General features: G+C 56.9%; 18 protein-coding genes and 1 pseudogene. 10 read left to right on the plus strand and 9 right to left on the minus strand.

From position 1 onward, the window contains the following. Positions 1-9: 9 nt before the first annotated feature. The 3 genes from mtnN to OGW17_RS00790 are packed head-to-tail and all read left to right on the plus strand — an operon-like array spanning position 10 to position 2,161. Positions 10-708, plus strand: coding sequence for a 5'-methylthioadenosine/S-adenosylhomocysteine nucleosidase (gene mtnN / locus OGW17_RS00780; protein ID WP_012133998.1), 699 nt, complete (start codon positions 10-12; stop codon positions 706-708). Continuing rightward, complete coding sequence (btuF, locus tag OGW17_RS00785) at positions 701-1,501, plus strand: vitamin B12 ABC transporter substrate-binding protein BtuF (RefSeq protein WP_071257605.1); 801 nt, start codon at positions 701-703, stop codon at positions 1,499-1,501. The genes mtnN and btuF overlap by 8 nt, the downstream gene beginning before the upstream one ends. A 36-nt stretch (positions 1,502-1,537) precedes the next feature. Continuing rightward, positions 1,538-2,161, plus strand: a complete 624-nt coding sequence (locus OGW17_RS00790) for a TRIC cation channel family protein (RefSeq protein WP_012134000.1) — start codon at positions 1,538-1,540, stop codon at positions 2,159-2,161. A 105-nt stretch (positions 2,162-2,266) separates the two neighbouring features. On the opposite strand, the gene erpA is transcribed toward OGW17_RS00790, so the two are convergent. The 3 genes and pseudogenes from erpA to clcA all read right to left on the minus strand — a co-directional run bounded on the left by erpA (position 2,267) and on the right by clcA (position 4,113). Further along, complete coding sequence (gene erpA / locus OGW17_RS00795) at positions 2,267-2,611, minus strand: iron-sulfur cluster insertion protein ErpA (protein WP_012134001.1); 345 nt, start codon at positions 2,609-2,611, stop codon at positions 2,267-2,269. Beyond that, positions 2,604-2,663, minus strand: a pseudogene (gene yadW, locus OGW17_RS00800) (small protein YadW). Before yadW ends, erpA begins: the two are co-directional and overlap by 8 nt. Positions 2,664-2,691: 28 nt before the next feature. Then, a complete protein-coding gene (gene clcA, locus OGW17_RS00805; protein ID WP_012134002.1) occupies positions 2,692-4,113 on the minus strand; it encodes a H(+)/Cl(-) exchange transporter ClcA in 1,422 nt (473 codons plus the stop codon). Positions 4,114-4,283: 170 nt separating this feature from the next. On the opposite strand from clcA, the gene hemL reads away from it, so the two are divergent. Next, complete coding sequence (gene hemL / locus OGW17_RS00810; RefSeq protein ID WP_071257601.1) at positions 4,284-5,564, plus strand: glutamate-1-semialdehyde 2,1-aminomutase; 1,281 nt, start codon at positions 4,284-4,286, stop codon at positions 5,562-5,564. A gap of 70 nt (positions 5,565-5,634) precedes the next feature. On the opposite strand, the gene fhuB is transcribed toward hemL, so the two are convergent. From fhuB to hrpB, 6 genes are all read right to left on the minus strand, one after another. Continuing rightward, positions 5,635-7,617, minus strand: coding sequence for a Fe(3+)-hydroxamate ABC transporter permease FhuB (gene fhuB, locus OGW17_RS00815; protein WP_058668589.1), 1,983 nt, complete (start codon positions 7,615-7,617; stop codon positions 5,635-5,637). Continuing rightward, on the minus strand, positions 7,614-8,504 hold the full coding sequence (fhuD, locus tag OGW17_RS00820; RefSeq protein WP_024130692.1) for a Fe(3+)-hydroxamate ABC transporter substrate-binding protein FhuD: 891 nt from the start codon (positions 8,502-8,504) through the stop codon (positions 7,614-7,616). Before fhuD ends, fhuB begins: the two co-directional genes overlap by 4 nt. Next, entirely contained in the window at positions 8,504-9,301 is a 798-nt protein-coding gene (fhuC, locus tag OGW17_RS00825; RefSeq protein WP_012134007.1) for a Fe3+-hydroxamate ABC transporter ATP-binding protein FhuC, read from the minus strand. The genes fhuD and fhuC overlap by 1 nt, the downstream gene beginning before the upstream one ends. Before the next feature lie 48 nt (positions 9,302-9,349). After that, positions 9,350-11,524: a ferrichrome porin FhuA gene (gene fhuA / locus OGW17_RS00830; protein WP_071257599.1), complete on the minus strand. Its 2,175-nt coding sequence runs from the start codon at positions 11,522-11,524 to the stop codon at positions 9,350-9,352. A 288-nt stretch (positions 11,525-11,812) separates the two neighbouring features. Next, positions 11,813-14,341 carry a bifunctional glycosyl transferase/transpeptidase gene (mrcB, locus tag OGW17_RS00835; protein ID WP_071257597.1) on the minus strand — a complete coding sequence of 843 codons (2,529 nt, stop codon included), beginning with the start codon at positions 14,339-14,341 and terminating at the stop codon, positions 11,813-11,815. A 170-nt stretch (positions 14,342-14,511) separates the two neighbouring features. Beyond that, entirely contained in the window at positions 14,512-16,941 is a 2,430-nt protein-coding gene (hrpB, locus tag OGW17_RS00840; RefSeq protein WP_071257595.1) for an ATP-dependent helicase HrpB, read from the minus strand. 73 nt (positions 16,942-17,014) lie between these two features. Between hrpB and thpR the strand changes: the two genes are divergently transcribed. The 6 genes from thpR to folK all read left to right on the plus strand — a co-directional run bounded on the left by thpR (position 17,015) and on the right by folK (position 21,902). Then, the gene (thpR, locus tag OGW17_RS00845; RefSeq protein WP_047458852.1) at positions 17,015-17,545 is read left to right on the plus strand and encodes an RNA 2',3'-cyclic phosphodiesterase; all 531 of its coding nucleotides are present in this window, start codon (positions 17,015-17,017) and stop codon (positions 17,543-17,545) included. Positions 17,546-17,579: 34 nt separating this feature from the next. Continuing rightward, positions 17,580-18,284 (plus strand): DNA/RNA nuclease SfsA, encoded by a 705-nt coding sequence (gene sfsA / locus OGW17_RS00850; protein ID WP_012134013.1) that lies wholly within the window; start codon positions 17,580-17,582, stop codon positions 18,282-18,284. A 177-nt stretch (positions 18,285-18,461) separates the two neighbouring features. Further along, the gene (gene dksA / locus OGW17_RS00855; protein ID WP_001155232.1) at positions 18,462-18,917 is read left to right on the plus strand and encodes an RNA polymerase-binding protein DksA; all 456 of its coding nucleotides are present in this window, start codon (positions 18,462-18,464) and stop codon (positions 18,915-18,917) included. A 145-nt stretch (positions 18,918-19,062) separates the two neighbouring features. Continuing rightward, positions 19,063-19,959, plus strand: coding sequence for a tRNA glutamyl-Q(34) synthetase GluQRS (gluQRS, locus tag OGW17_RS00860; RefSeq protein WP_012134014.1), 897 nt, complete (start codon positions 19,063-19,065; stop codon positions 19,957-19,959). A gap of 69 nt (positions 19,960-20,028) precedes the next feature. Then, positions 20,029-21,426 carry a polynucleotide adenylyltransferase PcnB gene (gene pcnB / locus OGW17_RS00865; protein WP_204267647.1) on the plus strand — a complete coding sequence of 466 codons (1,398 nt, stop codon included), beginning with the start codon at positions 20,029-20,031 and terminating at the stop codon, positions 21,424-21,426. Then, positions 21,423-21,902, plus strand: coding sequence for a 2-amino-4-hydroxy-6-hydroxymethyldihydropteridine diphosphokinase (gene folK, locus OGW17_RS00870; protein WP_071257593.1), 480 nt, complete (start codon positions 21,423-21,425; stop codon positions 21,900-21,902). The genes pcnB and folK overlap by 4 nt, the downstream gene beginning before the upstream one ends. Positions 21,903-22,014 lie beyond the last annotated feature (112 nt).

Raw genomic sequence — 22,014 nt, forward strand, 5'->3', positions numbered from 1 at the left:
AGTAAATCTATGAAAATCGGCATCATTGGTGCAATGGAAGAAGAAGTTACGCTGCTGCGTGACAAAATCGAAAACCGTCAGACGATCACCCTGGGCGGTTGTGAAATTTACACCGGCCAACTGAACGGGACCGAGATTGCGCTGCTGAAATCCGGCATCGGTAAAGTCGCGGCGGCGCTGGGCGCAACGTTGCTGCTGGAACGTTGCAAGCCGGATGTCATTATTAATACCGGTTCCGCTGGCGGTCTGGCCCCGACGCTGACAGTCGGCGATATCGTCGTTTCCGATGAAGCGCGTTATCACGATGCCGACGTTACCGCGTTTGGTTATGAATTTGGTCAGCTCCCTGGCTGCCCGGCAGGTTTTAAAGCCGACGACGCGCTGATCGCGGCGGCGGAATCCTGCATCGCAAAACTCAACCTGAATGCGGTTCGCGGATTGATCGTCAGCGGCGACGCTTTCATTAACGGCTCCGTGGGCCTGGCGAAAATCCGCCACAATTTCCCGCAGGCGATTGCCGTGGAAATGGAAGCGACCGCGATCGCGCATGTCTGCCATAACTTCAACGTGCCTTTCGTGGTGGTTCGCGCCATCTCTGATGTGGCCGATCAGCAATCCCACCTCAGCTTTGACGAATTCCTGGCCGTAGCCGCGAAGCAGTCCAGCCTGATGGTTGAAACGCTGGTGCAGAAACTGGCGCATGGCTAAATTATTCTCCAGGGCGCTGGCCGCCCTGCTTTTAGCCCTTCCGCTGTGGCTTTGCGCCGCACCGCGCGTCGTTTCCCTCTCCCCTTCCAACACCGAACTTGCCTTTGCCGCAGGGATCACGCCCGTTGGCGTCAGCAGTTATTCCGACTATCCCCCGCAAGCGAAAAACATCGAAGAAGTCTCCACCTGGCAAGGGATGAATCTGGAACGTATTGTGGCGCTCAAACCCGACCTGGTCATCGCCTGGCGAGGGGGCAATGCTGAACGGCAGGTTAACCAGCTGGCGTCCCTGGGCATTAAAATCATGTGGGTGGATGCCGTAACCATTGAGCAGGTCGCCGACGCACTGCGCCAGCTTGCCGCATGGAGCCCTGAGCCAGAAAAAGCCAGACGTGCGGCGCAAACGCTGCTGGACGAGTATGCCGCGCTAAAGTCGCAGTACGCTGATAAACCGAAAAAACGCGTTTTTCTCCAGTTTGGCGCGAATCCGTTATTCACCAGCGGAAAAGGCTCCATCCAGAACCAGGTTCTGGAGGTCTGCGGCGGAGAAAATATTTTTGCGGGCAGTCGCGTCCCCTGGCCGCAGGTCAGCCGCGAGCAGGTGCTGGCCCGACATCCGCAGGCGATTGTCGTTACCGGCGATGCGGGCGAAATTCCTAAAATCGAACAATACTGGCAAAATCAGCTAAAAATCCCGGTTATACCGCTGAATGGTGACTGGTTTGAACGCGCGAGCCCGCGTATCATCCTCGCCGCAAAACAACTCTGTAATGCGCTTTCACAAGTAGAATAGAACCTGCGCAGTCAGGTTCTCAGTGGGGATTCGATAATGCTCGTCTATTGGCTGGATATTGTAGGCACAGCTGTCTTTGCTATCTCTGGCGTATTGCTGGCCGGAAAGTTGCGTATGGACCCGTTTGGCGTACTGGTATTGGGCGTCGTGACCGCAGTGGGCGGCGGGACGATCCGCGATATGGCGCTGGATAACGGGCCCGTCTTTTGGGTCAAAGATCCGACCGACCTGGTAGTGGCGATGGTCACCAGCATGCTCACCATTTTGCTGGTGCGCCAGCCGAGACGATTGCCTAAATGGATGCTTCCCGTGCTGGATGCCGTCGGCCTCGCGGTGTTCGTCGGTATCGGCGTCAATAAGGCGTTCCTTGCTGAAACAGGCCCGCTGGTCGCCATCTGTATGGGCGTGATTACCGGCGTCGGCGGCGGGATTATCCGCGACGTGCTGGCGCGTGAAGTGCCGATGATCTTACGCACGGAGATTTATGCCACGGCCTGTATTATCGGCGGCATCGTGCATGCGACGGCGTTTTATACCTTTTCCGTGCCGCTGGAAAGCGCCAGTATGATGGGGATGGTTGTGACGTTAATGATTCGTCTGGCCGCAATTCGTTGGCATTTAAAATTACCGACGTTTGCTCTGGATGAGAACGGGCGTTGATTTCACTGCCCGATGGCGCTGACGCTTATCGGGCCTACATTCAGGAACGCAGCAACACGCACCGTAGGCCGGATAAGACGCCCTGCGTCGCCATCCGGCAATACATCAGATACTAAAGGACGAACCACACCCGCAGGTGCTTTTCGCATTCGGGTTGGTGACCACAAAGCGGGAACCTTCCAGACCTTCGGTGTAATCGACAGCGCCGCCTACCAGATATTGCAGGCTCATCGGGTCAACCACCAGGCCAACACCCTGCTTCTCGATGGTCATATCACCTTCGTTTACCTGATCATCAAAGGTAAAACCGTACTGGAAACCGCTGCAACCACCGCCGGTGATATACACGCGCAGTTTCAGATTCGGGTTATCTTCGTCAGCGATCAGGCTTTTTACTTTCTTGGCTGCTGCTTCAGTAAATTGCAGTGGCAGCGCTACGTCATCACTCATTTTTTGCTCCAAACGACATTGGCAATTGGGCAAATTATAACCCAATCGTTATGGCATTATCTAATACCCTGGTATTTCATTCAAGTATTCTCACCAGCGACCGACCGCTGGCTTTTTGCCGCCTGCTCCGCATCCTGTTTCGCCAGCGTGCGCGCAAGGATGGTGGAGTATAGCGGTTTTCCGCCCATAAATTGTGCTAATAGTGTTGCGCCAAGACAGGTAATAATCATTGGCAAAATGAGCTGATAGTTATCGGTCATCTCCAGCACTAACACGATTCCCGTTAAAGGCGCACGCACCGACGCCGCCAGCAACGCGCCCATTCCGGCAATCGCGAATGTTCCGGCTTCCAGATGGTACTGCGGAAAACACGCCGCAGCCGCCATACCAAATGCGGTGCCGAGCAACGTCCCCAGCGCCAGCATTGGCGCAAAAATTCCGCCCGGCGCGCCGGATGAGAAACAAAGCAGCGTGGTAAGGACGCGGGCGATAAAAATAAACAGCAGCAGGCCTACGCTGTAATTTCCCGCCGCCGCAATGGGGATCAAATTAAACCCACCGCCCGCCGCTTCCGGCTCAATTAAGCCGAGAATACCGCACAGGCCGCCGATCGCGCCGCCCATCAGAACCCACTTTTTGATTTCGCCGCCGTGAAAACGCTGGAACATATCCTGAGTGCGCAATACCAGGTGATTGAACAGCGGCCCGACGCAGCCAAAAATCATACCGAGGATTAAATATAACCATAGCGTATTAACCGGTGCGTTTGAGAGCTTCCCGACCTCAATAATCGGCGCTTCACCGTTAAAAATACGAAACACAATGCTCGACATGATCACGCCCGTAAACACGGCTTTGATCGAAATTAAATTGTAGCGAAACTGCGGGCGCATCTCTTCGATGATAAATAAGATCCCCGCCAGCGGCGCGTTAAAGGCTGCCGATAACCCTGCGGCCGCGCCGGTTGCCAGTAAGGTGTGACGCGCCTCGGCGCTACGCATACGGAAGAGATCCAGCACCATTCGCCCGATATTGCCCCCGATTTGTACCGTCGGCCCTTCCCGCCCCAGCACCATGCCAGCGCCCAGCGTTCCCATACCGCCCACAAATTTCACCGGAAGCACGCGCCACCAGCGAACAGGACGCAACTCTTCCAGCGCGCCTTCTATTTCCGGGATGCCCGACCCACCGGCTTCCGGCGCAAACTTACGCACCAGAAAATAACCGACCATCGCCAGCAGCGCAGAGAGGATAAAGGCCAGCGGCCAGACCAGAATCGCGTAATCGGCCGTCTGAACGAGCGCGCCGATGCGTAAGTTCTGCACCCAGGTCACGGCTTTCTCAAACGCAACGCCAATAAGACCCGTGACGGTGCCGACCACCGCCGCCGTTAATAAGATGGCCAGCGGTGTTTTATCCCGCTGAAGTAGTCTGCGGATCAGATCCCCGCGCCGTAAGCGCACAACTTGCTGTGCTTCGAAAGTGGGAGTGTCTGTGTTCATCAGATGATCATTAATTGGTAATACAAATACAGAAGCGGCATTGTACCCGCCTGTTTCGGGAAAATCCCCTGTAAATCGTCATGTTTCAAATGCGCAAAATGTTCATAACCTTCTGTGAATAACTTAGAATAAAGGGCATTCACTTTTTCTACGAACCAGGAACCCCATCCATGAGCAAGTCTGAAAACCTCTACAGCACAGCGCGCGAGCTTATCCCCGGCGGCGTCAACTCCCCTGTTCGCGCCTTCACTGGCGTGGGCGGCACCCCGCTGTTTATCGAAAAAGCAGACGGCGCGTATCTGTATGATGTCGATGGCAAAGCGTACATCGATTACGTCGGCTCCTGGGGTCCGATGGTACTGGGCCATAACCACCCCGCCATCCGTAATGCAGTGATTGAAGCCACTGCGCGCGGGCTGAGCTTCGGCGCGCCGACCGAGATGGAAGTTAAAATGGCGGAGCTGGTCACCGAACTGGTGCCGACTATGGACATGGTGCGGATGGTGAACTCCGGCACCGAAGCCACAATGAGTGCGATTCGCCTGGCGCGCGGCTTCACCGGTCGCGACAAGATCATCAAATTTGAAGGCTGCTACCACGGCCACGCCGACTGCCTGCTGGTGAAAGCGGGTTCCGGCGCACTGACGCTGGGCCAGCCGAACTCACCGGGCGTTCCGGCTGATTTCGCCAGACATACCCTGACCTGCACCTATAACGATCTGGCTTCTGTACGCGCGGCGTTCGAACAATATCCGCAAGAGATTGCCTGTATTATCGTCGAGCCGGTGGCGGGCAATATGAACTGCATCCCTCCGCTACCGGAATTCCTGCCGGGCCTGCGCGCCCTGTGCGACGAATTCGGCGCGCTGCTGATCATTGACGAAGTGATGACCGGTTTCCGCGTGGCGCTGGCGGGCGCACAGGACTATTACGGCGTAGTGCCGGATCTGACCTGTCTGGGCAAAATCATCGGCGGCGGTATGCCGGTAGGCGCATTTGGCGGACGCCGCGATGTGATGGACGCACTGGCGCCGACTGGCCCGGTTTACCAGGCGGGAACGCTTTCCGGCAACCCGATTGCCATGGCGGCGGGTTTCGCCTGCCTGACCGAAGTCGCCCAGCCGGGGATTCACGAGACGCTGGACGAACTGACGACCCGACTGGCAGAAGGCCTGCTGGACGCCGCGCAGGAAGCCGATATTCCACTGGTGGTGAATCACGTCGGCGGTATGTTCGGCATCTTCTTTACCGACGCGGAATCCGTAAACTGCTATCAGGATGTAATGGCATGCGACGTTGAGCGCTTCAAACGTTTCTTCCACATGATGCTGGATGAAGGCGTTTACCTGGCGCCGTCCGCCTTCGAGGCAGGCTTTATGTCCGTGGCGCACAGCATGGACGATATCAACAACACCATTGATGCCGCACGTCGGGTATTTGCGAAACTGTAAATCGTCATTGCCGGGTGGCGCTTACGCTTACCCGGCCTACATATGGTGCCGTAGGCCGGATAAAGCACCATTACCGGCTCTGCTTACGTAACAGATAAATAAAATACGGCGCGCCGATAAACGTCGAGAGCAATCCCGCCGGGATCTGATACGGGAACAACACCATTCTGCCGCACCAGTCGGCGAAAACCAGCAGTATTCCCCCCGCCAGCGCCGACATAATCATATGCGGCATCGTGCGGCGAAAACCGAGCATCCGCGCGATATGCGGCGCCATCAGCCCAACGAAGCTCAGCGGCCCAATGGTCATCGTCGCGGTCGCCGTCAGACAGGCCGCCAGCAACAACAGCCCAACACGCGATGGCGTCAACGCGATACCCACCGCCCGCGCCGTCTCGCCGCCCAGCGGTAAAATGGTTAACCAGCGACGACACAGCGGCGTAATCGCCAGCAGAATCACCATCACAATGCCGGTGCGTACCACCTGTTCTTCCGACGCGTTGTAGGTCGAACCGGAAATCCAGGTCAGCACTCCCGCCATGCGCGGATCGCCGCTCGCCTGTAACATCATCAACAGCATCGTAAACGCCGTACTGAGCGCCATCCCCGCCAGCAGCATACGGTGCGGAGAAAAGCCCCCGCGTCCTGCCGCGACCATGATGATCAGCAACGTCGCCGCCGCGCCGATGCTCCCGGCAGGCAGCAGCCAGCCAAAGGCGTTACCCGGCACCAGGAACAGCATCAGCACCACGCCGAACGCCGCGCCGGAGCTGATACCCAGCACTTCCGGGCTGGCCATCGGGTTTCCGGTCAGGCGTTGAATAATGCACCCCGCCACCGCCAGCATCACGCCCGCAATCAATGCCGCCAGAATACGCGGCCAGCGCCAGGGCATCAGTTCATCCAGCAGCGCGCCGCTCGCCCAGTTCCAGCCGTGCGCGTCACGGCCAAAAGAGAGCGCCACGAACACCGCTAACAGCAGCACGACACCGCCTGCCAGCGCAAAACTCAGCACATGCTGGCGTTCCGCCGCTACGCGGTCATTGGCGTTCATTGCCGGCGCGCTCATGCTGCGCAGACGCGGCAGCAGCCACAGCAACAGCGGCGCGCCAATCAGCGCCGTCACGGAACCCGTGGAGACCTCCATCCAGACGCGGGTCAGCCACAAAATGGTCTGATCGGAAAGCCAGAGGATCAGCGCGCCAATCAGCGGCGCCAGCATCAGGCGCGCCAGTAAGCGACGCGCCCCAAGCATTTTCGCCAGCAGCGGGGCGAACAGGCCGATAAAGCCGATAATCCCAACGGCGTTAACCAGCATCGCGCTGAGCACGATCGCCAGCGATAAAGCCGCCAGACGCGCCAGCGACAAGGCCAGCCCCAGATTGCGCGCTACGCCGTCATCCAGCCCCATCAGGGTCATCGGACGCAGCAATAGCAAGGTGAGCATCACGCCGCCCAGCAGCTGCGGCCACAGCCTCTGCACCCCGCTCCAGTCAGTTTGCGTCAGCGTTCCAGTGCTCCACAGGAACATGCTTTGCAACTGGTCGTGGTGGAAAATCACCATCAGCTGGTTAATCGCCCCGCAATACAGGCTCACCACCAGACCGGCGAGAATCAGCGTGACCGGTGACAGGCGTTTTCCCCAGGCGACGCCAAACACCAGCGCCCCCACCACGCACGCGCCTGCCAGCGCCGCAAATTGCGTGGCCATCGCGCCGGGAATCGCCCACAGCGTCGTTAGCGTAATCCCGAGCTGTGCCCCTGTCGCCACGCCGAGCGTCGTTGGCTCCGCCAGCGGGTTACGCAGCACCTGCTGGAACAATACGCCCACCAGCCCAAGTCCGGCCCCGACCAGCAAGGCGATCGCCAGGCGCGGCAGCAGGCTATAGTGGAAAATCATTTGCTCAATACTGTCGATATCCGGCGACCAGAACGCTTGCTGCCACTGGCTGCGCGGCAATGCGATGGAGAAGTTAAACCAGGTCAGCCAGGCGGCAGCGATAAATAACACCGCCAGCAGCAACGCCGGAAATAGCGCAATACGTCGACTCACGCTTTACCTCCCAGCGCATTATCCAGAATGCGCACGAAACGCATGCTTGACAGCGTCGCGCCATAAAACCAGACGGCAGGCACGCGCTGAAAACGTCCGGCGCGCACAAACGGCATCGCCTGCCACAGCGGCGTCGCCATCAGCGCAGCCATATCCGGGTTATTGCCGTGATCAAAACAGAGGACGTCAGCGTCTTTATAGGCCGCCAGCCGGTCGATACCAACCGCAGTGCTGCCCCAGAAATTGGTTTCCCCCTGCCAGGCATTGCGAATGCCGAACGCGTCCAGCGTCTCCTGGAATAAGCAGTTCGGGCCGAAAACCAGCATATGGCGCGGATCGAGCAACGTCATCAGCAGCAGAGGCCGGTCGCCACGCCGGGCAAAGCGCGGTTTCTGGCTGTCGATAAAGCTATCGTATTCCGCCAGATGGCGGCTGGCCGCAGACTCAAGATTAAGCAGTTGCGCCATTTCAATTAACGACTGACGCGCTACCGCTAACGGCTTTTTGCCGTCGCTGAAGCTAAAGCCGCGCCCCGGCGCGATACGCGCCAGCTTTTCAGGCGAAGGGCCATAGCCTGCCGACCAGACCATAAATGAGGGCTTCATTTCGGTCAGCAGTTCCAGATTAGGTTCGGTACGCAGCCCAACGTCAATGACCGACTCCGGCAATGCCGGCTCGTTAACCCACAGGCGATAATTGGGAATATCCGCCACGCCGTAAGGCATGATGCCGAGCGCTAACAGCAGCTCTACCGGCAACCACTCCAGGGCGACAATACGATGAGGATCGACGGTTGCGGCCCGGGCTTGCCCCATTTGCCAGAGCAGAGGAGAAAGCGCCATCGCCGTTAACAATCGACGTCGGGTAATAGAATGTAAACCGCTCATTAATAGACAAAACTCACGGGTGCGGCGCCAGCCGGATGCGGCAAAATTCCCATCGGGATGCCATAAATCAGCTCCAGCGTTTCACCACGCATCAACTCTGCTGGCGTACCCTGGGCAATCATTTCGCCACCGCGCAGCGCCACCAGATAATCACAGTAGCGGGCCGCCATGTTGATGTCGTGCAAAACGGCAATCACCGTCAACCCACGCTGCTGGCTTAAGCGGTGCACCAGCGCCAGCACATCAACCTGATGCGCGATATCCAGCGCGGAGGTGGGTTCGTCGAGTAGCAAACAGCGGCTATCCTGGGCCACCAGCATAGCGATCCACGCCCGCTGACGTTCCCCGCCGGAGAGGCTGTCCACCAGACGGTGCGCCAGTGGTTTTAGTCCCACCAGCGTAATCGCCTCTTCCACTTTTTCTCTGTCGGTTACGCCAAAACGACCCAGCGCGCCGTGCCACGGATAACGCCCAATCGCCACCAGCTCGCGCACCGTCATCCCTTCCGCCTGCGGAAGCTGCTGCGGCAGATAGGCGACCTTGCGGGCAAACGCTTTACTGTTCCAGCTGTTCAACGGCTGATCGTCGAGCAACACGTCGCCTTCCGACGGCGGTTGATGCCGCCCCAGCATTTTCAGTAAGGTTGATTTACCTGAACCGTTGTGACCAATAAGCCCGGTAACTTTACCCACCGGAAAGGTCAGCGAAAGAGGATGCAGAAGCGTGCGGCCAGGCACACGAAAGGAGACATTACGTAGGGCGAAAGTCGTGTCGGGACGGGTTATGTTTTCCTGCATAGCGGCCAACTTGTAAAGCGGGCACGGCGAACCGTGCCCAAAGAGAAATTAGAAACGGAAGGTTGCGGTTGCAACGACCTGACGCTCCGCGCCCCAGAAGCAGCCATAGGTAGCAAAACAGCTGGAGACATATTCACGATCAAGCAAGTTTGTTACATTTACTGCAACACTGGAACCCGCCATCCCCAAACGAGCCAGATCGTATTTCACAACTGCATCCATCACAGTTGAACTACCGACCTTAAAGGAGTTCTCCGGATCGCCATAGCTGGAGCCAACTAAACGGCCACCAGTCCCCAGCGTTAAGCCAGAAAGGTAACCTTCGTAAAAGGTATAGTCGCCCCAAAGCGAAGCCATATGTTTCGGCACCTGAACAGGGGTTTTGCCTTTCAGCGTTGTGTCTTCCGTATATTCAGCATCCGTATACGTATAAGACGCTGTCATATTAATGTTCGCATTAACTGCCGCTTTCGCTTCTAACTCAACGCCACGTGAACGCACTTCACCTGCCGGAACCTGAGCAAACGGATTACTTGGATCAGAAGTCAGATTGTTCGTTTTGGTCAGTTCATAGACAGCAGCAGTGACTACAACAGGCAGATCTTTCGGCACATATTTCACACCAGCTTCATATTGCTTACCTTTAGAGGGAGCATAAGCAACGTTGTCCGCAGGTGTAGCAGCCCAGGCTTTAGACGGGTTCGGTTCGAAAGACTCGCTGTAACTGAAATATGGCGTAATGCCATTATCGAAGAGATAATTTATCCCGGCACGCCAGGTAAATTGCTCATCGTTACGTTCAACTTTCTGGTTGCTGGAACGAATTGTTGTTGCCTGCTCAGACCAATCATAACGCCCTCCCAGAGTTGCAACCCATTTATCCCATTCCAGTTGATCCTGAACATACAGGCCAGTCTGATGTTGAGTATTTAACTGGAAAGGTTTCGCATCCGGGAACACGACATCCTCATATACAGGATTATTCATATCTAACGGAGGCGCTGTACCATAAGCGTTGTCGATATCGTTACGCAGACGAGAATAGTCAACACCCGTCAGCAGAGTATGCGCCACATCACCTGTAGCAAACTTGCTTTCCAACTGTGTATCTACACCAAAATCATTATAGTTTTCATTCGCGACAATACTCTGTCGGGTCAGTTGGTTGCCAACAGCACCAAAACCGTACACTGTTTGCTGAGATGTCTTAATTTGGCTATAACGTAAATTTTGGCGCACGGTAAATGTGTCATCGAAACTGTGCTCAAAGCTATACCCGACCATTCTTTGGTAGCGAGAATAGGTATTGTTAGGAGCAGCATCGGTAAAACTTACTGGAATACGAGAACCGTCAGGTAAGGGTTCTACCGTCCCCTCTTTCGGCAACCAGCCATAAAAACCCGTTGAAGGTTCATTCTGGATATTTGCACGCAGTGTCAGGTTTGTTTTCTCATCCGGTTTCCAGCTAAACACGGGAGCAATGGCATAACGCTTCTGCTTCGCAAAATCCTGTTGCTCATCGTTTGAGCGAGCAAGCCCTGTTAAGCGATAAGAATAGACGCCATCATCATCCAGAGAATCGCTGAAATCAAAACCAGTCTGGAACAGATTGTCTGTTCCCATTTTAAATTGAATTTCTTTTAAAGGCTCTGACGTCGGGCTTTTGCTTACCATAGAGATCAAGCCGCCCGGATTACTTTTTCCATAAAGAACGGACGTCGGTCCACGCATCAATTCCACACGTTCAAGCATATAGGGATCAACAACAGCAGAACTGTAGTAGTCACCCTGTAATTTGATGCCATCCAGGTAATTGTTCGGGGTTGGGCCTGGCGTGTAAAAACCACGAATAATAACAAAATCATAGGTGGTAGAAGCGCCGCGTGTTGAAGCGGCAGCCCCTGGAGTATATGCCAAAGCCTCTTTTACTGAGCCTGGCTGATGAATATCCATCTCTTCACGAGTCACCACCGAAACAGACTGTGGTGTTTTCTCAATCGGGGTATCGGTCTTGGTGGTGGTTGCGGATCGTTTGGCCGCAATCGTTGGTGATGGCCCCCAGGCACTTTCCTGCTGGGCAGGTGCAGCGGTTACGGTGATAGTTTCTTCTTTCGGTTCAACCGCCGCCTGTGCATAGACAGACATGCCGCTAACCGCTGTGGCTACTACGACTGCGATTTTACGCAGCGAAGAGTTTGGCTGAGCAGTTTTAAGACGCGCCATTGGTATATCTCTAATGAAAAGTGAATGATAACGTAAACGAGAATTATTCTTATGACCGCAGCATAATATTCGAAACGTTGGCGCGATAGCAAGCAATACGCGCCCCTATCAAAACTAAGGGGTTAAGAAATAACCAGATGAAAAGGAAGGGTTAATGATTTAGGCTGGAACGTTATTCTGCGGAAATTTGCCGGATGGCAGCGCTGGCGCGCCTTATCCGGCCTACAAGATCCAATGCGTTTATTGGTTCTGTAGGCCTGATAAGCGCAGCGCCATCAGGCGCAACGGTTAGTTACTACCAAACATATCCTTGATCCAACCCGCCACGCCGTCGCTGTCTTTCTTCTCCTGCTGCGCCGGTTGCTGCTGTTGCTGCGAAGAAGACTGATCGAACGGATTCCCGGTCGGCTGCTGCTGTTGCATCATTTCGCCCTGCTGGCACAGCGCGTCCGGGTCGGTCGTCCAGACCGGCAGCGCACGCATTCCACCGCTACAGACGAAATTACCGTCGTAATCAACGCCCATATCCACCACATCTTCCGGCGGCGTCAGCGTCAGCGGCGTTGGCGTTTGGTTCGCCAGATAACGCTGATAAATCGACATCGCGCCGCTGGCGCCGTACAGTTTCGTCGGCTGGTTATTATCGCGACCCACCCAGGTAATCGTCACCTGGCTGCCATCAATCCCTGCAAACCAGGTATCGACATTGTTGTTGGTGGTCCCGGTTTTACCCGCCAGATGCAGACCCGGATACTTCGCGCCCAGCTGACGCCCGGTGCCGCGCTGCACAACCTGCTGCATCGTCCACAACGTCATATACGCCGCCTGCGCCGGAACCGCGCGCTCAGCCTGCGGGAAGCTCTGGTACAACACCGTACCGTCTTCCGCAATCACCGAACGCAATGCTGACAACGGCGCCCGGTTGCCGCCGCTGGCGATGGTCTGGAACGCTTGCGCCACTTCGATTGGCGTCAGGTTCAGCGCCCCCAGCAGCATGGCCGGAACCGGATGCAGCTGATCTTTCGGCACGCCCAGCTTCATCCAGGTATCGGTGACGGCAGGAAGCCCCAGCGCCATCCCCAGATTCACCGTCGGTACGTTCATGGAGCGCGTCAGCGCGTCCACCAGCATCACTTTGCCACTTTCGCTGTAACGACGGTCATCGTTCTGCGGAGACCAGACCTGCCCGTTCGGCTGACGAAGCGCGATCGGCGCGTCGGCAATCCAGGTGTTCAGGCGATACAGCTTCGGCTGGCTTAACGCCGTCAGATAGGTCGCCGGTTTTGCCAGAGAGCCGATAGAACGGCGCGCCTGCATCGCACGGTTATACCCGGCGAACTGCGGCTCCGCCCCGCCGACCATCGCACGCACCTCACCGCTGAAGCGGTCTACCACCACAATCGCGGTTTCCAGATCACTCAGATTACGCTGTTTCTTCAGCGCCGGAATGCCCTCAACGGCCGCTTTTTCAGCTGCATCCTGCGCCACGGAATCGAAGGTGGTGAAGATCTTCACGCCAGAAAGGTCTTTCACTTTGTCGCCGAGCTTCGCCTGCAACTCCTGACGCACCATCTGCATAAAGGCTGGCTGTGGCGAGATCACCCCGCCGCGCGGCTGCACGCCCAGCGGACGCGCACTCAGCATGTCGTACAGCTCCTGGTCGATCACCTGCTGTTGTTGCAGCAGACGCAGTACCAGATTACGACGCTCCAGCGCCAGTTTCGGGTTACGCCACGGGTTGTAGATTGACGCCCCTTTCACCATCCCCACCAGCAGCGCCTGCTGATCGAGACTCAACTCTTCAACCGGGCGGCCAAAGTAGTACAGGCTCGCCAACGGGAAGCCGCGAATCTCGTTATCGCCGCTCTGGCCGAGATAGACTTCGTTCATGTACAGCTCAAGGATCCTGTCCTTGCTGTAGCGCGCATCCATCAGCAGCGCCATGTAAGCTTCGTTCGCTTTACGCCAGTAGGAGCGTTCGCTGGTGAGGAACAGGTTTTTCACCAGCTGTTGCGTCAGCGTACTCGCCCCCTGAACCGTGCGCCCGGCGGTAAGGTTCGCCAGCACCGCACGACCGATGGAATACAGGCTAACGCCATCGTGCTCATAGAAATGACGGTCTTCCGTCGCCAGCAGCGTATCCACCAGCAGATCCGGGAAACCGCTGCGCGGCACGAACAGGCGCTGTTCGCCGTTCGGCGAAGAGAGCATGGTGATCAGGCGCGGATCGAGACGGAAGAAACCAAACTGACGGTTGTTATCCATATTCACGATCGTATCCAGATGGCCGCCGTCAAAGGTCAGACGCGCACGCACCTGCCCTTCTTTGCTGTCCGGGAAGTCAAACGGACGGCGGATCATCTCGATGCTGTTCGCCTGCACGGTAAACTCGCCGGGACGCGTCATTTTCGTCACCTGACGGTACTGGGTGGCCTCCAGCAATTTCACCATTTCATTCTTGCTGGCGGGCATTTCCGGCTCAAGGTTAACCATCCGGCCATATACCGCCGCAGGAAGCTGCCAGACTTTGCCATCAATACGGCTACGGATTTTTTGATCCAGATAGACGCCGTAGATCGCAATCAGCACGACAAAAACAATCGACAGTTTTAGCAGTAGCCAGAGCCAGCCACGCTTGCCACGAGGCTTACGCCCTTTGCCCTTACCGTTACGCGGCATCGGTTCTTCATCCTCATAGTCATCATCATAATCGTCGTCGTACTCTTCATCTCTGAGTCGACGACGGCTTACCTTTTGTTTCACCGGACGCGGTGGTTTCCCTTTGCGTCCAATTGGCTCGCGGTCATTCCCGGCCATGCTTTTTCTCCGCAACATACAGGCGCAAAGGCCCGATTCTCTGTTCTTCCGTCAGTCGACAGAAGAAGAAATCTCTCAATTTTCTGCCATGTTTATGCCGGATGGCGGCTTCGCCTTATCCGGCCTACATTTGAGCGAGCAGGCCTGATAAGCACAGCGCCATCCGGCAGTCATGAATACTTCTTCGTGCGCCGCGTTGGCGCGGTATTCGCCGGATCGTCCGGCCAGACATGTTTGGGATAACGCCCTTTCATCTCTTTTTGTACCTCGCGGTACGCTCCCTGCCAGAACGCGCTTAAATCGCGCGTAATCTGTAGCGGGCGTTGGGCCGGTGAGAGCAACTCCAGCACCAGCGGCACACGCCCCTGCGCGATAGCAGGCGTATTTGCTTCGCCAAACATCTCCTGCATTCTGACCGCCAGCGCTGGCGGGTTATCTTCGTGATAACGAATGGCTATCCGGCTTCCCGTCGGCACAGTGTAATGCGCGGGCAGCTCACTATCCAGACGTTGCAGCATAGACCAGTCCAGCAGGCCGCGTAACGCCTGGGTAATATTCAGGGCTTTCAGGGCGCGCAGCGTATGAACGCCCGTCATGTGCGGCAGCAGCCAGCTTTCCAGCGTCACCAGAAGAGAAGCGTCATCAACGGCGGGCCAGTCGTACTCCGGCAACCATTGCGCCGCGCGCAACAGACGCAGGCGGAACTGTTCAGCCTCCGGCGTCCAGTTGAGCACACTTAGCCCTTTATCGCGAATGCCATTGAGCATCGCCTGGTGCAGTTCCTCTTCCGAAGGCTTAGCCAGCGGCTGAACTTTTACCGTCAGTTGCCCGATACGCATTCGGCGCAGCGCCTTTAACGTTCCCTGCGCGTCGTCCCACTCTACCGTGTCGGACTGCTGCAACAGCGCCGGACACGCCTGAATAAGCGCCTCGATATCCAGCGGTAAAGCCAGCAGAATACGGGCATCCGGCGACGCGCTCCCCTGCAACAGCAACGGTGCGATAAGCCATTCATGGCGACCCAGCGCGTCATCGGCGTCAAGCACCGCGCCCATGCCATTCGCCAGTTGATAGCGCCCTTCCTGACCGCGTCGACGCGCGATACGATCGGCAAACGCCTGCGCAAGCAGCGGCGCCAGCATCGTGCCGTCCACCTCGCCGCCTCGCCCGTTGAGCCGTTTCAGGAGCTGCTGGCTACGCTGCTGCCAGCCCGGTTGCTGGCGCGAAAACGCCACGCTGAGGTCGGTATTGCCCGCGCGCGGCGGTTCCTCCAGAATCGCCGCCAGTTTCGCCGCCGTCGCCTTTTCACTGTCATTGCCGGCGCTGACCAGCATCGCCGCCAGACGGGGGTCGTTGCCAAGCCGCGCCATTTTCTGCCCCGTCGCGCTCAGCCGCTCGCCATCCAGCGCATTCAGCATCTGCAACAGCCGCCGGGCTGCCTGCACGTTGGTAGACGGGGGAAGGTCCAGCCAGTTTAGCTGCGCGGGATCGCTGCATCCCCATTGCAGCAGCTCCAGCAATAAACCGGACAGATCGCTTTGTAAAATCTCCGGCTCGCTTTGCGCCGCCGCCCTTTCCGCCTGCTCTTTCGCCAGCAGGTGAACACACACGCCCGGTTCCAGACGCCCGGCGCGTCCGGCTCGCTGCGTCATGGAGGCCTGGCTGACGCGCTGGGTAATCAGCCGCGTCAGGCCGGTTCGCACGTCATAGCGCGCCACGCGCTCCTGCGCGCTGTCCACCACCAGACGGATACCCTCGATGGTTAAACTGGTTTCGGCAATATTGGTCGCCAGCACGACTTTGCGCATCCCGCGCGGCGCAGGCAGTATCGCTTTACGCTGCGCCTCCAGAGACAACGCGCCATACAGCGGGCATAACAGCACATCATCCGCCACGCGCGCGGCCAGGTGTTCCTGTACGCGCAGAATTTCCCCAACGCCCGGTAAAAACAGCAGCAGAGAGCCGGTTTCGTGACGCAGCAAATCTGCCGTGGCGATGGCCACCGCCTCATCAAAACGCAGTTGGGCCGGAAGTGACTGGTAGCGACGCTCAACGGGCCAGGCACGCCCCTCAGACACCACCTGCGGCGCATCAGGAAGGCGCTGTTGCAGCTTCCCGTTGTCCAGCGTCGCAGACATGATCAGCAGTTTCAGATCGTCACGCAGCCCTTGCTGCACGTCCAGCAGCAGGGCCAGCGCCAGATCCGCCTGCAAACTACGCTCATGAAATTCATCAAGGATCACCAGCTCGACGCCGTTCAGCTCGGGATCGCGCTGGATCATTCTTGTCAGCACCCCTTCCGTCACCACTTCAAGCCGCGTCTGCGGGCCAACGCAGCTTTGCGCGCGCATCCGATAACCGACCGTTTCGCCGGGCTTCTCGTTCAGGAGTTCCGCCAGCCGCTGCGCCACATTGCGTGCCGCCAGGCGGCGCGGCTCCAGCAGGATAATTCGCCCCTGAATGCCTTTATGCGTCAGAAACTGCAACGGCAGCCAGGTCGATTTCCCCGCGCCGGTTGGGGCGGTGAGCAAAACCTGGGGCGCGCTTTCAAGCGCGGCAAGTAATTCGGGCAGTACGGCGGCAACGGGCAACGACGTCACAAATGGCTCCAGAGGGTTAACATTCTTCGCGCTGCATTGTAGCATCGCGTTAATTCATAACCGAGTACCCATCATGTCTGAGCCGAAAAGGCTGTTCTTTGCCATTGAATTGCCCGACGAGGTTCGTGAGCAGATCATCGCCTGGCGCGCCGGTCATTTTTCCCCGGACGACGGCAGGCCGGTCGCCGCAGCGAATTTGCACCTGACGCTGGCGTTTTTAGGCGAGGTGAGCGCGAGCAAGCAACAGGCGTTATCACAGCTTGCCGGACGCATCCGTCAGCCGGGCTTTACGCTCAGGCTGGATGACGCGGGCCAGTGGCTACGTTCGCGGGTCGTCTGGCTGGGGATGCGACAGCCGCCGCGCGGGCTGCTGCAACTGGCGAACATGTTACGCGCCCAGGCGGCGCGCAGCGGTTGTTATCAAAGCCCGCAGCCTTTTCATCCGCATATTACGCTGCTGCGCGACGCCAGCCATGCGGTCGCCATTCCAGCGCCGGGTTTTTGCTGGTCGTTTCCGGTCAATGAATTTGCGCTTTATGCCTCGTCGTTCGAACGCGGCCGCACACGTTACACACAACTACAGCGCTGGACGCTTGCCGAATAAAATAGTCTGCAAAAGCAGGCTTTAAGGAAATCACATGCAGTTCTCTCCGCCATTACAGCGTGCCACCTTAATTCAGCGCTACAAACGTTTTTTAGCCGATGTCATTACACCGGACGGCACGGAATTAACGTTACACTGCCCAAATACCGGTGCGATGACCGGATGCGCCACGCCGGGCGATACCGTCTGGTATTCGACATCAGAAAATACTAAACGCAAATATCCGCACACCTGGGAATTAACGCAAACCCGGACAGGCGCACTTATCTGCGTTAACACCCTATGGGCAAACAGATTAACGAAGGAAGCGATTCAGAATGAGCAGCTTTCAGAACTTTCAGGCTACAGCCTGTTAAAAAGCGAAGTAAAATACGGCGCGGAACGCAGCCGTATTGATTTCATGTTACAGGCAGATTCCCGACCCGACTGCTATATTGAAGTGAAATCGGTCACATTAGCGGAACAAGAGTATGGTTATTTTCCCGATGCCGTCACCTTACGGGGGCAAAAACACCTTCGGGAACTGATGAGCGTAGCGGCTGAAGGCCATCGCGCCGTGGTGTTATTCGCGGTGCTGCATTCAGCCATTACACGGTTTTCACCCGCGCGGCATATCGATGCAAAATATGCGCAACTATTGATTGAAGCACAGCTAAAGGGGGTAGAAATTCTGGTTTATAAAGCCGAACTTTCTGCCGAAGGTATGACTCTAAAAGAACCGTTACCCATGACTTTATAATGGCGTAAACAATCGGTTAATTAGTATTCTGGTCGCGTACGCAAATACGCTTTTCCTCACAGGGTTGTCAAGTGTTACGTTTAGATAATTGCTATCCTGAAAAGCATCTGCTATTTATAGCGACCTGATTTTTCCCCCGACAATGGGGATCGATAGTGCGTGTTAAGGAGAAGCAACATGCAAGAAGGGCAAAACCGTAAAACATCGTCCCTGAGTATTCTCGCCATCGCTGGGGTGGAGCCGTACCAGGAGAAACCGGGCGAAGAGTATATGAACGAAGCCCAGCTGTCGCACTTCAAGCGTATTCTTGAAGCATGGCGTAATCAACTCAGGGATGAAGTCGATCGCACTGTGACTCATATGCAGGACGAAGCGGCTAACTTCCCTGATCCGGTTGACCGTGCCGCGCAGGAAGAAGAATTTAGCCTTGAGCTGCGTAACCGCGACCGTGAGCGCAAACTGATCAAAAAGATCGAGAAAACGCTGAAGAAAGTGGAAGACGAAGATTTTGGCTACTGCGAATCCTGCGGTGTCGAAATTGGTATTCGCCGTCTGGAAGCGCGTCCAACAGCCGATCTGTGCATCGACTGCAAAACGCTGGCTGAGATCCGCGAAAAACAAATGGCGGGCTAATCCCGTCAGACCGTAGAACGCCGGATGGCGCTACGCTTATCCTGCCTGGCAACAATTCATAGGCCGGATGAAGGGTTTGCGCCGCCATCCGGCAAAATCCGGGCGGGGTTATCTCCCGCCTTATTCTTTTATATTGTCCACCGGTATGACCAACGCACACTATATTGGCCGCTTCGCCCCGTCCCCCTCTGGCGAGCTGCACTTTGGTTCACTGATCGCCGCCCTCGGTAGTTACCTGCGAGCCCGCTCTCAGCATGGGATCTGGCGAGTACGCATTGAAGATATCGATCCCCCTCGTGAAGTTCCCGGTGCCGCAGAGACAATTCTGCGTCAGCTGGAACATTACGGCCTGCACTGGGATGGCGACATATTGTGGCAGTCCCAACGCCATGACGCCTACCGCGACGCGCTCGCCTGGCTGCGCCAGCAGAATTTAAGCTACTACTGCACCTGCCCGCGCGCGCGCATTCAACGCATCGGCGGCGTTTACGACGGCCATTGCCGAACCTTGCAGCATGGGCCGGAAAATGCCGCCGTGCGGATTAAACAGTTCAGCCCGGTGATGCAATTTCATGACGTGCTGCGCGGCGATATCCAGGCCGACCCGCTGCTGGCGCGCGAGGATTTTATTATTCATCGCCGCGATGGTCTGTTCGCCTATAACCTGGCGGTGGTCGTGGACGATCATTTTCAGGGCGTCACGGAAATCGTGCGCGGCGCGGATTTAATCGAACCCACGGTACGGCAAATTTCGTTGTACCAGCAGTTCGGCTGGCGCGCGCCGGACTATATTCATCTGCCGTTGGCGCTCAACGAACAAGGCGCTAAACTTTCCAAACAGAATCATGCCCCAGCCTTGCCGGAGGGCGATCCACGCCCCGTACTCATTGCCGCGCTGCGCTTTCTGGGCCAGAACGCCACGGCGCAATGGCAGGATATGCATACCGACGAATTATTGCAGTATGCGGTGGATAACTGGACGCTTACGACGGTGCCGGAATCGGCAAGTGTAAATCCAGCATTCTCAAATGCGTCTTGCTGAGCTATGATTAGCCGCTATTTTTACGCAGTAACTTGTCCTGATTGATGTTTGACACTACCGAGGTGCACTATTTTTACCCGAGTCGCTAATTTTTGCCGCAAGGTGCTAAACCGCGAGGAGAGCGAGGCTGAGCTGGCCGTCGCCCGTCCACATATGACGGTAATCCCGCGTGAGCAGCACGCTATTTCCCGCAAAGATATCAGTGAAAATGCTCTGAAAGTAATGTACAGGCTCAATAAAGCGGGATATGAGGCCTGGCTGGTTGGCGGCGGCGTGCGCGATCTTCTGCTCGGCAAAAAACCGAAAGATTTCGATGTCACCACCAATGCAACGCCGGATCAGGTGCGGAAGTTGTTCCGTAACTGTCGTCTGGTGGGGCGCCGTTTCCGTCTGGCGCACGTCATGTTCGGCCCGGAGATTATCGAAGTGGCGACATTTCGTGGTCACCATGAAGGCAACGACAGCGACCGCGCCACCTCCCAGCGCGGGCAAAACGGCATGCTGTTGCGCGATAACATTTTCGGCTCCATTGAAGAAGACGCCCAGCGTCGCGACTTCACCATTAACAGCCTCTATTACAGCGTGGCGGATTTCACCGTGCGCGATTACGTCGGCGGTATGCAGGATCTGAAAGACGGCGTGATTCGCCTGATCGGCAACCCTGAAACGCGTTACCGCGAAGATCCGGTGCGAATGCTGCGTGCAGTCCGTTTCGCCGCAAAACTCGATATGCGCATCAGCCCGGAAACCGCAGAGCCGATTCCGCGCCTGGCGACCTTACTCAACGATATTCCGCCCGCGCGTCTGTTTGAAGAGTCCCTGAAGCTTCTGCAAGCGGGATATGGTTTCGAAACCTACAAAAAGCTGCGTGAATACAGCCTGTTCCAGCCCCTGTTCCCCACCATTACGCGTTATTTCACCGAAAACGGCGACAGCGCGATGGAGCGCATCATTGCGCAGGTGCTGAAAAATACCGATAACCGCATCCATAACGACATGCGCGTTAACCCGGCGTTCTTGTTTGCCGCCATGTTCTGGTATCCGTTGCTGGAAATGGCGCAGAAAATCGCTCAGGAGAGCGGCCTGGCCTATTACGACGCCTTTGCGCTGGCCATGAACGAGGTGCTGGACGAAGCGTGCCGTTCGCTGGCGATCCCGAAACGCCTCACAACGTTAACCCGTGATATCTGGCAACTCCAGTTGCGGATGTCCCGCCGCCAGGGCAAACGCGCCTGGAAGCTGCTGGAGCACCCGAAATTCCGCGCTGCATACGATCTGCTGGCGTTGCGCGCCGAGGTGGAAAACAACGCTGAACTGCAACGTCTGGCGCAGTGGTGGGGCGAGTTCCAGGTTTCAGCGCCGCCCGATCAGAAAGGCATGCTGAATGAACTGGATGAAGACCCCGCGCCGCGCCGCCGCCATCGTCGTCCGCGCAAACGCGCGCCACGCCGCGAGGGAACCGCGTGACGGTTGCCTATATCGCGCTCGGCAGCAACTTAGCCTCTCCGCTGGAGCAGGTTAATGCTGCCGTGAAGGCTGTCGGCGACATCCCGGACAGCCGCATTGTTGCCGTTTCCTCGTTTTACCGCACTCCCCCGCTAGGCCCGCAGGATCAGCCGGACTACCTGAACGCCGCCGTTGCGCTGGAAACCCAACTGGCGCCGGAAGAACTGCTCAACCACACGCAGCGTATCGAGTTACAACAGGGCCGCGTTCGCAAAGCCGAACGCTGGGGGCCGCGCACGCTCGATCTCGACATCATGCTGTTTGGTGATGACGTAATAAACACGCCCCGCCTGACGATACCGCACTACGACATGAAAAATCGCGGTTTTATGCTGTGGCCGCTCTTTGAAATCGCCCCCGACCTGGTGTTCCCGGACGGCGTCACGCTGCATCATTACCTCACGCGCCTCGCAGCAGAAAAACCTGCCCACTGGTAAATTGCCCGCCCCTCTTTAGCGTTTACTGCTTTCGGGTTAATCGATTGCTTAAATCCATTGCCCCCATCAATGCTGCTGTTAAAATGCCGGTTAATATGACCTCCACCATCAG

The sequence above is a fragment of the Citrobacter sp. CK181 genome (genome assembly GCF_030333595.1).
Lineage (GTDB): Bacteria > Pseudomonadota > Gammaproteobacteria > Enterobacterales > Enterobacteriaceae > Citrobacter_B > Citrobacter_B koseri.

Excerpts from the sequence above, each read along its gene's own strand:
- mtnN (WP_012133998.1), top strand. The coding sequence starts at position 10 with ATGAAAATCGGCATCATTGGTGCAATGGAAGAAGAAGTTACGCTGCTG.
- btuF (WP_071257605.1), top strand. The coding sequence starts at position 701 with ATGGCTAAATTATTCTCCAGGGCGCTGGCCGCCCTGCTTTTAGCCCTT.
- OGW17_RS00790 (WP_012134000.1), top strand. The coding sequence starts at position 1,538 with ATGCTCGTCTATTGGCTGGATATTGTAGGCACAGCTGTCTTTGCTATC.
- erpA (WP_012134001.1), bottom strand. The coding sequence starts at position 2,611 with ATGAGTGATGACGTAGCGCTGCCACTGCAATTTACTGAAGCAGCAGCC.
- clcA (WP_012134002.1), bottom strand. The coding sequence starts at position 4,113 with ATGAACACAGACACTCCCACTTTCGAAGCACAGCAAGTTGTGCGCTTA.
- hemL (WP_071257601.1), top strand. The coding sequence starts at position 4,284 with ATGAGCAAGTCTGAAAACCTCTACAGCACAGCGCGCGAGCTTATCCCC.
- fhuD (WP_024130692.1), bottom strand. The coding sequence starts at position 8,504 with ATGAGCGGTTTACATTCTATTACCCGACGTCGATTGTTAACGGCGATG.
- fhuC (WP_012134007.1), bottom strand. The coding sequence starts at position 9,301 with ATGCAGGAAAACATAACCCGTCCCGACACGACTTTCGCCCTACGTAAT.
- fhuA (WP_071257599.1), bottom strand. The coding sequence starts at position 11,524 with ATGGCGCGTCTTAAAACTGCTCAGCCAAACTCTTCGCTGCGTAAAATC.
- mrcB (WP_071257597.1), bottom strand. The coding sequence starts at position 14,341 with ATGGCCGGGAATGACCGCGAGCCAATTGGACGCAAAGGGAAACCACCG.
- thpR (WP_047458852.1), top strand. The coding sequence starts at position 17,015 with ATGTCTGAGCCGAAAAGGCTGTTCTTTGCCATTGAATTGCCCGACGAG.
- sfsA (WP_012134013.1), top strand. The coding sequence starts at position 17,580 with ATGCAGTTCTCTCCGCCATTACAGCGTGCCACCTTAATTCAGCGCTAC.
- dksA (WP_001155232.1), top strand. The coding sequence starts at position 18,462 with ATGCAAGAAGGGCAAAACCGTAAAACATCGTCCCTGAGTATTCTCGCC.
- gluQRS (WP_012134014.1), top strand. The coding sequence starts at position 19,063 with ATGACCAACGCACACTATATTGGCCGCTTCGCCCCGTCCCCCTCTGGC.